The sequence below is a fragment of the Kitasatospora sp. NPDC004799 genome, assembly GCF_040609095.1.
Classification (GTDB): Bacteria; Actinomycetota; Actinomycetes; order Streptomycetales; family Streptomycetaceae; genus Kitasatospora.
The window spans coordinates 1-9,688 of record NZ_JBEXJK010000313.1; the positions used below are offsets into that span (position 1 = coordinate 1).

Genomic DNA, 9,688 nt, shown 5'->3' on the forward strand with positions numbered 1-9,688 from the left:
GCGATCACCCGCTCCGCGCCGAGGTCGGCGATCCGGCCTCAGCTGGCCGCGGTGCTGGCCGCCGCCGACGAGGGCCGGCTGCCCGCGGCCGGGCTGGCGCTGGTGACCTGCGTCGACCGGGACGGCACGGTCGGCTGCGCGCTGCTCGGCGGCTGACCAGGGCCACCGGCACCCGGCCACCCCGGCGCTCCGGCGACCCCGGCACCCCCGGTACCCCGGCGACCCCGGCCGTCCGGTGCCCCGGCCACCCGTCCGCCCGTCCACCACGGGGCCGGACCCAGAGGAGGGACAGACCATGATGCTCAGAGCGTTGACCGTGGCGGAGCCGCAGGGCCGCCCCGAGCCCGGCGGCGCGGCCGGCGAGCCGGTGTCGCGGCACGTCCGGGGCACCGTCGTGCTGGCCGCCGACGAACCGTTCCTGCGCGGCCACTACCCCGGCCTGCCGCTGGTCCCCGGCTTCGGCCTGGTGCAGTACGTCCACGAGCTGGCCGCCGCGGCCGCCGTGCCCAGCCCCGGCCGGGCCGAGCTCACCCGGGCGCGGTTCCTGAGCCCGGTGCGGCCCGGCGAGGAGATCGCCGTCGACGCCCGGATCCAGCGCGACGACGACGGGGTCCGGGTCAGCGCCCGGGTCTCCGCCGACGACCGCCCCGCCGCCGAGATCACCCTGTTCTACCCACGGGAGGTCCGGTGAAGGACACCGCCGCCATCAAGTCGGTCGTCCCGCACCGCCACCCCGCGCTGCTGGTCGACCGGATCGCCGAGGTCGAACCGGGCCGCCGGCTGGTCGCGTACAAGGCGGTCACCCTCGCCGAGCCCGCCTACCGGGACGTGCCCGACGACGCCCCCAACGAGGAGTACGACTACCCGCTGGGCCAGCTGCTGGAGTCCTGGGCGCAGTCCGCGGTGCTGCTGGCCTGCTGGGAGCGGCCGAACGCCGACGTGCTCTCCGGGCAGGTCGTGCTGCTGGCCAGGACCCGGGACGTCAAGGTGCTCGGCCCGGTCCGCCCCGGCTCGGTCCTGGTGCACGAGGTCACCCTGGTCCGCGACCTCGGCGAGACCGTCATCACCTGCGGCCGCAGCACCGTGGACGGCCACCCGGTGCTGGAGGTCGGCCAGTTGACGCTGGCGCTGCGCCCGGCGGAGGTCCTCCGGACGCCCGGAACCACGACCCCTGGGAGGTCATGATGTCCGCACGACGGGTCGCCCTGGTGACCGGAGGGTCCCGGGGTATCGGGCGCAGCGTGGTGGCCCGGCTCGCCGCCGACGGCTACGACGTGGCGTTCTGCTACCAGTCCCGCGAGGAGGCCGCCGCGGAGACCGCGAAGGAGGCCGAGGCGGCCGGCGCCCGGGTGCTGGCCCGGCGGGTCGACGTGGCCGACCGCGCGCAGGCCGAGGCCTTCGTCCGGGCGGCCGAGCAGGAGCTGGGCCCGCTCCACGCGGTGGTCTCCTCGGCCGGCATCGTCCGGGACAACCCGCTGGTGCTGCTCACCGAGCAGGCCTGGCAGGACGTCATGCGGGTCAACCTGGACGGCACGTACCACGTCTGCCGGGCGGCGGTGTTCGCCATGATGAAGCGCCGGGCCGGCGCGCTGGTGACGATGTCCTCGGTGGCCGGGGTGTACGGCAACGCCACCCAGACCAACTACTCGGCGTCCAAGGCCGGGATCATCGGCTTCTCCAAGGCGCTGGCCAAGGAGGTCGCCCCGCGCGGCATCCGGGTCAACGCCGTGGCGCCCGGCTTCATCGAGACCGACATGACCTCCGGCCTGGCCGGGGACGCCGGCGACGGCCTCGCCGGGCGCATCCCGCTGGGCCGCCTCGGCCGCCCGGAGGAGGTCGCCGACCTGGTGGCCTTCCTCCTCTCGGACCGCGCCTCGTACATCACCGGCCAGGTCTTCGGCATCGACGGCGGGCTGGTCCTTTGAGCGGCTCCGGCAAGGCGCCGCGGTTCTACTTCTCGCTGCGCAGCCCGTACTCCTGGCTCGCCTACCGGGAGCTGCTGGAGCGGCACCCGGACGTGGCCGACGCGGTGGAGTGGCGGCCGTTCTTCGAGCCCGACCGCACCAGCGAGGAGCTGCTGGCCGGGCTCGGCGGCTCGTTCCCGTACACCGCGATGTCCCGGGCCAAGCACCTGTACGTGCTGCAGGACGTGCGGCGGCTGACCGCCGCGCGGGGGGTGGAGCTCCGCTGGCCGGTGGACCGCGACCCGGTGTGGGAGGTCCCCCACCTGGCCTACCTGGTGGCCCTGCGCGGGGGCCGCGGCGCGGAGTTCGTGGCGGCCGCCTACCGGGCCCGCTGGGAGCAGGGCCGGGACATCTGCGACCGGGCCGTGATCGCCGGGATCGGGGACGAACTGGGCCTGGACCCGGCGGAGTTGGCCGGGGCGAGCGACGATCCCGAGCTGCGCCGGCAGGGGGCGCTGCTGCTCAAGGACATCTGCGACGACGGGGTGTTCGGCGTGCCGTTCTTCGTCCAGGGCTTCAACCGCTTCTGGGGGCTGGACCGGCTGCCGGACTTCGTCGCCCACCTGCGGGCCCGGGCGGTGCCCGCCGCGGCGCTGCCGGCGCCGGCCGCCCCGGCGGTCGGGCTCGGCGCCCGGTCCGTCGACGACGGCCACGCCGGCGGCTGCGGCTGACCGGCCCCGGAGAGGCCCGTACGGCCCGGCCCCGGCGCTCACCCGCAGCGCCGGGGCCGGTCCGTTCGCACGTGCGCTCAGGAGCGCACCGGGACGCTGCGGTAGAGCTCGGCGATGCAGGCCCGGGAGAGCGCGGCCAGGCTGGAGACCATCAGCTCCGCCGGCAGCCCCGCGCTGCGGTAGGCGAGCGGTAGCTCGGTGCAGGCCGCCACCACCGGCAGCCGGCGGCGCCGCCAGAGCCCGCCGACGGCCTCCCGGAAGGCGGCGCCGGCCTCCTCGGCCCGTCCGGCCTTCACCCGTTCGGCGGCCCCGTGGACGGCCTGCTGGGTCCCGCCGTCCGGCAGCAGCAGCCGGTAGCCCCGGGCCGCGGCCCGGCGCTGGTAGAGGCCGCTGAGCACGGTCCCGGTGGTCGCGGCGAGCCAGCCGCCGTCCGGGCTCAGCCGGGCGGCCTCGTCCAGGGTGGCGTCGACGATGTCGACCACCGGGACGGGCGAGGCGGCGGCGAAGCCGTCCAGGAAGACGTGCGCCGTGTTGCAGGGGACGGCCAGCAGGTCCGCCCCCCAGCCGGCCAGCGTGCGCAGGCCCTCCCGCACCCGCCGGGCCGGCTCCTGGTCGCCGCTCAGGATCGCGGCGGTGCGGTCCGGGATGCCCGGCTCGGAGAGCAGCAGCAGCCGGGGGTGCTGCTGGTCGGTGACCGCCGGCGCGTCGGCCGCGAGCAGCCGCAGGAACTCCGCGGTCGCCGCCGGGCCCATGCCGCCCAGTACGCCCAGGGTCCGCTCGGGGGCCCGTGCCGTCAGCGCTGTCATGCCTCGACTCTGAACGGGCGCGCTGACCCGGAACTGACATTCGCCTGACGTCCGCCGATCGGGGGAACTCCCGCTCAGGACAGGGGGGTTAGCCCCATGGTCCGCGACTTTTCCGGCGGGGTAGCTTCGAACGGTCCGCCCCGCGAACGGGGCCTGTAGCAACGCCTTCCAGATCTGGGGAATGACATGCGCCAGCAGTCCGGCCGTCTCGCGTCCGTCGTCGCCCTCGCGGCCGCCGTGGGCGGTCTGAGCGCCTGCGGTTTGGCTCCCGACAGCAACTTCTCCGACGACGCCACGGTGAGCGAGAGGATCACCGCGGTGAAGCTCGACACCACCTCCGGCGGCGTGACCCTGCGCGGCAAGGACGGCCTCGACAAGGTCTCCGTGCACCGGTCGGTCAGCTACAAGAACGACAAGCCGGGCGTGACCAGCCGGGTCGAGAACGGCGTCCTGGTGCTCGGCGGCTGCGGCCAGCACTGCTCGGTCACCTACACCGTCGAGGTCCCCGCGGGGCTGCCGATCACCGGCGGGACCTCCTCCGGCGCGGTCAGCCTCTCCCAGGTGGGCAGCGTGCAGGTCTCCACCCACTCCGGGTCGGTCAACCTGGACGGGGTGAAGGGCAGCACGGAGGTGAAGACCACCAACGGCGCCATCACCGGGCGCGGGCTGAACGGCGACCGGATCCAGGCCCAGACCAGCAACGGCGCGATCGACATCGTCTCGGCCAAGCCGCAGGACGTCTCCGCGTCCACCTCCAACGGCGCCATCACCCTGACGGTGCCGGCCGCCAAGTACAAGGTGTCCGCGAAGACCGGCAACGGCCACAAGGACATCGGGGTCTCCGACGACCCGTCCGGCCAGTACCAGCTCACCCTGAGCACCAGCAACGGACGCATCTCGGTCAAGCAGGCGTAGGCCGGACCGGCCTGACGCCACCCCGGGCTGCCTGCCGTCCGGCGATCAGCCGGGCGTCAGCAGCCTGTCAGCGTTCCCGGCGAATCTGGTGGGGCTCCGATCCTTGTCGCGAGGAGGCCCCGTCGCATGACGTCGATAGAAGCGGTATCGAGCTACCTGCCACCGACGGTCTCGGTCGAACAGCTGCGGGAGCCGCTGGGGCTGACCGACCAGCAGGTGCGCCGGTTCACCAGGCTGTACGGCCTCGACCGGATCTGCCAGGCCCCCGACCAGTCCGAGGCGGAGCTGCTGACCACCGCGGCGGGCAAGCTGGACGACCTCGCCGGGCAGGAGGACCGGATCCGGTACGTGGTGCGGGCCAAGGGCCTGCGCACCACCGCGCCGTACCCGCTCAGCCCGCTGCGGACGGTCTGCGAGTCGCTCGGGCTGCGCCGGGCGAAGGTGTTCTCGGTGGCCGACCACGGGTGCGCGACCGGCCTGCTCGCGGTGGACGCGGCCGGCACCCTGCTGGCCGCGGACGGGGACCCGGACGCGCTCGCGCTGGTGCTGGCCGGCGACAAGACGCTCACCCCGTTCTCCCAGTGGGTCGAGGACGTCTCGATCATGGGCGAGGGCGTCACCGCCCTGCTGGTGAGCGCCGGCGGCGACCGCAACCGGGTGCTCGGCTACCACGCCCGCATCCACGGCCGCGAGGACGGCGTCATCGACCTCGACGCCGAGGGCGCCCGCGAGGCCAAGCGGATCTACCAGGACGCGATGGCCGAGGTCATCGACGGCGCCCTGGCCGCGGCCGGCCTGGGCGTCGGCGACCTCGACCTGGTGCTGCCGCACAACGTCAACCGGGTCTCCTGGACGGTCGCCGCCAACGCGCTCGGCATCGACCGGGACCGGATCTTCCTGGAGAACATCGCCCGCACCGGCCACTGCTTCTGCGCCGACCCCTTCATCAACTACCGGTCGGCGCTCGAACTCGGCCTGCTGCGGCCCGGGGACACCTACCTGATGACCTCCGCGGGGCTCGGCCAGTCCTTCGCCGCGATGGTGGTGCGGCACTGATGGGCGCCCGCACGGGGGCCGCCCCGGCCCCGGACTCCGCCGCCCGCACAGGAGCCCCGGACCTCGCCGCCCGCGCAGGAGCCCCGACCCCCGACTCCGCCGCGCGCCCGGAGGCCCCGGCCCCGGACTTCGCCGCCCGGCTGTCGCTCGCCCTGACCGGGGCGCCGGACGCCCGCTTCCTCTTCCTGGGCAACTTCGAGGTGGAGCAGCAGTGGGCGCTCGGCGAGCACACCCTGCCCCGGCTCTCCGCCGCCGGCGCCGGCGCCGTGGTCAACCGGATGGACGAGTTCGCCCTGCTGCTGGCCGGCGGCCGGGACCACGTGGTGCTCAAGACCCGGCCGGACCGGGACTACCTCGGCTACCTGGCCGGCCTCGGCCTGGAGCTGCCGCGGGTCCACGTCCCGGCCGTCCAGGACCCTCAGCGCACCGTCACCGCGGACGCGCTGGCCGACCCGGCGCTGCTCGCCGAACTGGCCGACCTGGCCGCCGAGGGCTGCCGGATCGCCGTCCACGGGGTGTCCGAACCGGAGGAGCGCCTCGCCGCGGCCACCGGGCTGCCGCTCGCCGGCCCGTCCGCGGCCACCTGCAAGGCCGTCAACAGCAAGGTCTACAGCCGCCGGCTCGCCGACGAGCTCGGCCTGCGCCAGCCGAGGGGCTGGGCCTGCGAGACGCTCGCCGAACTCGCCGCCGCCTTCACGGCCGTGGACGCCGAACTCGGCGACGGCCGGGCCGTGGTGAAGGAGGCGTTCGGCGTCTCCGGCAAGGGCATCGCCCGGCTGAGCAGCCGGCGCCGCGGCGAGCGCATCCTCGGGATGATCGCCAAGCAGGTCGAGGGCTCCGGCCGGGAGCGGATCGCCATGGTGGTCGAGGAGTGGGTCGACAAGGCCGCCGACCTCAACTACCAGTTCACCGTGGGCCTGGACGGCTCGGTGGCGTTCGACTTCGTCAAGGAGCAGCTCACCGAGGACGGCGTCCACAAGGGCCACCGGATGCCCGCCCGGCTGTCCGCCGCCCAGGTCGACGAGCTGCGCACCGCCGCGGACCGGCTCGGCGGCCGGCTGGCCGCCGACGGCTTCCACGGCGTGGTGGGCGTGGACGCCATGGTGGACCCGGACGGCGGGCTCTACCCGGTGATCGAGATCAACGCCCGCAACAACATGTCCACGTACCAGGTCCGCCTGCAGGAACGGTTCGTCAAGCCGGGACAGGTCGCCGTCGCCCGCCACTACCCGCTGCGGCTGACCGAACCGCTCGCCTTCGACGCCCTGCGCGAGCGGCTCGACGGCCTGCTGCTCGACCCGGCCCGCGGTCGCGGCCTGCTGGTGAACAACTTCGCCACCGTCAACGCCGCGTTCACCGGCGGCGACGCCCCGGCCGACGGCCGGCTGTACGGGATCGTCGTCGCGGACTCGGCGGAGGAACTGACCACCATCGACGAGGAGATCGCCGTCCGGCTCGCCGGGCGCGAGAGGGGGGACCGGCCGTGAGCGCCGTCTTCGAGATCCAGGGCACACCCGTCACCGAGATCGCCGAGCGGTACGGCACCCCGCTCTTCCTCTACGACGGGGACGCCCTGACCGGGCGGATGCGCGAGCTGCGCGAGCAGCTGGACCCGCGCCTGCAGGTCTTCTTCTCCCTCAAGTCCAACCCCAACCTGGCCGTCTGCGCCCTGCTGCACGCCCACGGCGCCCGCGCCGAGGTCTCCTCGCTCACCGAGCTGCGCACCGCCCGGCAGGCCGGGGTCGAGGGCCGGGACATCATCTTCCTCGGGCCCGGCAAGAGCCGGGAGGAGCTGCTCGCCTGCCTGGACGAGGAGATCGCGGCGATCGTCTGCGAGTCCTTCCAGGAACTCGCGCTGATCGACGAACTCGCCCGCGGGCGCGGGGTGGTGGCCCCGGTCGCGCTCCGCGTGAACCCGAGCTTCTCGGTCAAGGGCTCCGGCCTCACCATGGGCGGCAAGGCCCGCCAGTTCGGCATCGACGAGGCCCAACTGCTCGCCGACCCGGGGCTGGTGGCCCGCCACCCGGCGGTCCGGGTGATCGGCGTGCAGGTCTACATGGGCACCCGCATCCTGGTCGAGGACACCGTCGTCGAGAACACCGAGCGGATCCTCGACCTGGCCGAACGCCTGTCCGCCGCCCTGGACTTCGGGCTGGAGCTGGTGGACGTCGGCGGCGGGCTCGGGGTCGCCTACTTCGACGGCGAGCGCGACCTCGACCTGCCGAAGCTGGCCGCCGGGATCAACCCGCTGCTCGCCGCGTTCGCCGAACGCCACCCCGGCACCCGGCTGGTGATGGAGCTCGGCCGCTACCTCACCGCGCTGGCCGGCACCTACGTCACCCGGGTCCGGTACGTGAAGGAGTCGCTGGGCGAGCGCTTCGCCGTCGCCGACGGCGGCACCCACCACCACATGGCGGCGGTCGGCATCGGCTCCTTCGTCAAGCGCAACTTCCCGGTGAAGCTGCTCAACCGGGCCGACGAGCCCGCCACCGAGGTCTGGAACGTCACCGGCCCGCTCTGCACGCCCAACGACACGCTGGCCAAGAAGGCCCAGCTGCCGCCGCTGCGCCCGGGCGACCTGCTCGGGGTGCTGCGCTCGGGCGCGTACGGGCCGACCGCCTCCCCCGTGCACTTCCTCAGCCACGGCTACCCGGCCGAGGTGCTGGTGCTCGACGGCGAGGCGCACCTGGTCCGCGAGCCCGACCGGCCCGAGGACCTACTGCGCCACCAGCGCCCGATCGCCCCCGAACTCCTCGGCCGCGCCTGAGGATCCCCCCGTCCATCCCCCGGAAGGAGTGCTGACCATGACCGGAGCGACCGGCACGGACCGCGCGCGGATCGTCACCGAGATCTCCGCCGCCCTCGGCGAGGTGCTCGACTACGACCTGCCCCGACTCACCGAGGAATCCCGGCTCTTCGACGAGCTCGGCCTCGACTCGACCGGCGTCTTCGAACTGCTGATGCGGCTGGAGGAGTCGCTGGACGTCGAGTTCGACACCGACTCGCTGGAGATGGCCCACTTCGCGAGCGTGCGCTCGCTGGCCGACTTCGTGGCCACGGAACTGGGCGGCTGAGGATGCCGGTACGGACCGCACCGACGACGGGGCCCTGGGAGGCGCCCGCCGTCTTCCCGCTCGCCCTCGCCGCGATCGCCCACCGGCGCTTCCCGCCGGGCCGGGCACGGATCGACGACGCCTTCTCGCTGCGCCACTTCGCCGACCTGACGGCGGCCCACGGCGTCGGCCACCGGCCGGAGCTGGTCCGGGAGGCGGGCGGGAACACCTTCGCCGCCATGGCCGCGGAGCTGCTCGCCGACCTCGAGGCCCGGGCCCCCGGGGGCCCGCCGATCGACCTGGCCGTCGTCGCCCACGCCACCCCGGACCTGGACTGCCGGCTCGCCGCCGTCACCGCCCTGTCCGAGCGCGTCCCCGGCGGCCCGCTGTCCTTCGCCGTCTCCGAGTGCGGCTCCAACGCCCCGTTCGCCGCACTGCGGCTGGCCGCCGCCTACGCCCGGCGGCACGGCCACCGCCGGGTCGCGGTGTTCGTGCTCGACCAGGCCACCCTCCCGTACGAGACCGGACGGGACCTCGCCGGGGACGCCGGCCTGGCGCTGCTGCTGACCGACACCGGCGCCCTCGGGCGGCTCACGCTGTGGCAGCGCACCGGCACCGGCCCGGCCGAGGTGGCGGCGGCCGTCCGCACCGCGCTGGCCGAGCTGGACGCGGCCGGCTGCCCGGTGGTGGCCGGCGCCGCCGTCGACCCCGCGCGCGACCTGCCGGGCCACCCCGGCCGGATCGTGCGCACCGCGCCGGGCCACCCGGCCTCCGGCGCCCTCGCCGCCCTCGCCGCCGACCCCGCCTGGGCGGCCGGCCGGGAGGAGCGGATCGCCCTCGTCGACCACGAGCCCGACACCGGCGACCTCGCCGTCTGCCTGCTCGAACGGGGCGGACGATTCGAGCGGGGCGGGCGATTCGAACGGGGCGGGCGATGACCACCGAGACCCGGCAGGACACCGGCCTGTGGACCCGCTGCCGGGACACCGCCCTGCACCAGGGCCTCGCCCCGGCGCTGCGGCTGCTCGGGTCCGCCCTGACGCCCGGCCTGCTGCCCTGCGGCCCCGGCGGCCACACCGTCGCCGACGCCGGGACCTTCGCCGCGGCCGACTGGCTCTGGGTGGACGGCACCACCCGGCCGCGCCGCCCCGCCGAGGAGGCCGTGCTGTCGCGCACCGCGCTGCCCGGCGGCGAGGTGGTGGCCGCCGCCGTCACGACCGCCC

11 protein-coding genes and 1 pseudogene are annotated in these 9,688 nt (G+C 75.1%); 11 read left to right on the plus strand and 1 reads right to left on the minus strand.

What is annotated here, in order from left to right:
- The first annotated feature begins 295 nt into the window (after positions 1 to 295).
- Genes ABZW03_RS30035 through ABZW03_RS30050 form a run of 4 tightly spaced genes read left to right on the plus strand, consistent with a single transcriptional unit; the run spans position 296 to position 2,635 of the window.
- Positions 296 to 691, plus strand: coding sequence for a hypothetical protein (locus ABZW03_RS30035; protein WP_355265063.1), 396 nt, complete (start codon positions 296 to 298; stop codon positions 689 to 691).
- The gene (locus tag ABZW03_RS30040; protein WP_355265066.1) at positions 688 to 1,185 is read left to right on the plus strand and encodes a beta-hydroxyacyl-ACP dehydratase; all 498 of its coding nucleotides are present in this window, start codon (positions 688 to 690) and stop codon (positions 1,183 to 1,185) included. The genes ABZW03_RS30035 and ABZW03_RS30040 overlap by 4 nt, the downstream gene beginning before the upstream one ends.
- Positions 1,182 to 1,925 carry a 3-oxoacyl-[acyl-carrier-protein] reductase gene (fabG, locus tag ABZW03_RS30045; protein ID WP_355265069.1) on the plus strand — a complete coding sequence of 248 codons (744 nt, stop codon included), beginning with the start codon at positions 1,182 to 1,184 and terminating at the stop codon, positions 1,923 to 1,925. Before ABZW03_RS30040 ends, fabG begins: the two co-directional genes overlap by 4 nt.
- Complete coding sequence (locus tag ABZW03_RS30050; RefSeq protein WP_355265072.1) at positions 1,922 to 2,635, plus strand: DsbA family protein; 714 nt, start codon at positions 1,922 to 1,924, stop codon at positions 2,633 to 2,635. The genes fabG and ABZW03_RS30050 overlap by 4 nt, the downstream gene beginning before the upstream one ends.
- A 77-nt stretch (positions 2,636 to 2,712) precedes the next feature.
- Here ABZW03_RS30050 and ABZW03_RS30055 read toward each other — a convergent pair whose 3' ends face one another.
- Entirely contained in the window at positions 2,713 to 3,441 is a 729-nt protein-coding gene (locus ABZW03_RS30055; RefSeq protein ID WP_355265075.1) for an amino acid racemase, read from the minus strand.
- Between the two features lie 186 nt (positions 3,442 to 3,627).
- On the opposite strand from ABZW03_RS30055, the gene ABZW03_RS30060 reads away from it, so the two are divergent.
- From ABZW03_RS30060 to ABZW03_RS30090, 7 genes and pseudogenes are all read left to right on the plus strand, one after another.
- Positions 3,628 to 4,356, plus strand: a complete 729-nt coding sequence (locus ABZW03_RS30060) for a DUF4097 family beta strand repeat-containing protein (RefSeq protein WP_355265078.1) — start codon at positions 3,628 to 3,630, stop codon at positions 4,354 to 4,356.
- A gap of 126 nt (positions 4,357 to 4,482) precedes the next feature.
- Positions 4,483 to 5,412, plus strand: a complete 930-nt coding sequence (locus ABZW03_RS30065) for a 3-oxoacyl-[acyl-carrier-protein] synthase III C-terminal domain-containing protein (RefSeq protein WP_355265081.1) — start codon at positions 4,483 to 4,485, stop codon at positions 5,410 to 5,412.
- Positions 5,412 to 6,899 carry an ATP-grasp domain-containing protein gene (locus ABZW03_RS30070; RefSeq protein WP_355265084.1) on the plus strand — a complete coding sequence of 496 codons (1,488 nt, stop codon included), beginning with the start codon at positions 5,412 to 5,414 and terminating at the stop codon, positions 6,897 to 6,899. Before ABZW03_RS30065 ends, ABZW03_RS30070 begins: the two co-directional genes overlap by 1 nt.
- Positions 6,896 to 8,179, plus strand: a complete 1,284-nt coding sequence (locus ABZW03_RS30075) for a type III PLP-dependent enzyme (protein ID WP_355265087.1) — start codon at positions 6,896 to 6,898, stop codon at positions 8,177 to 8,179. The genes ABZW03_RS30070 and ABZW03_RS30075 overlap by 4 nt, the downstream gene beginning before the upstream one ends.
- A gap of 37 nt (positions 8,180 to 8,216) precedes the next feature.
- The gene (locus ABZW03_RS30080) at positions 8,217 to 8,486 is read left to right on the plus strand and encodes an acyl carrier protein (RefSeq protein WP_355265090.1); all 270 of its coding nucleotides are present in this window, start codon (positions 8,217 to 8,219) and stop codon (positions 8,484 to 8,486) included.
- A gap of 2 nt (positions 8,487 to 8,488) precedes the next feature.
- Positions 8,489 to 9,403, plus strand: a complete 915-nt coding sequence (locus ABZW03_RS30085) for a hypothetical protein (protein ID WP_355265094.1) — start codon at positions 8,489 to 8,491, stop codon at positions 9,401 to 9,403.
- Positions 9,400 to 9,688 (plus strand): annotated as a pseudogene (locus tag ABZW03_RS30090) (hypothetical protein); the annotation flags it as partial. The gene ABZW03_RS30085 and the pseudogene ABZW03_RS30090, both read left to right, overlap by 4 nt.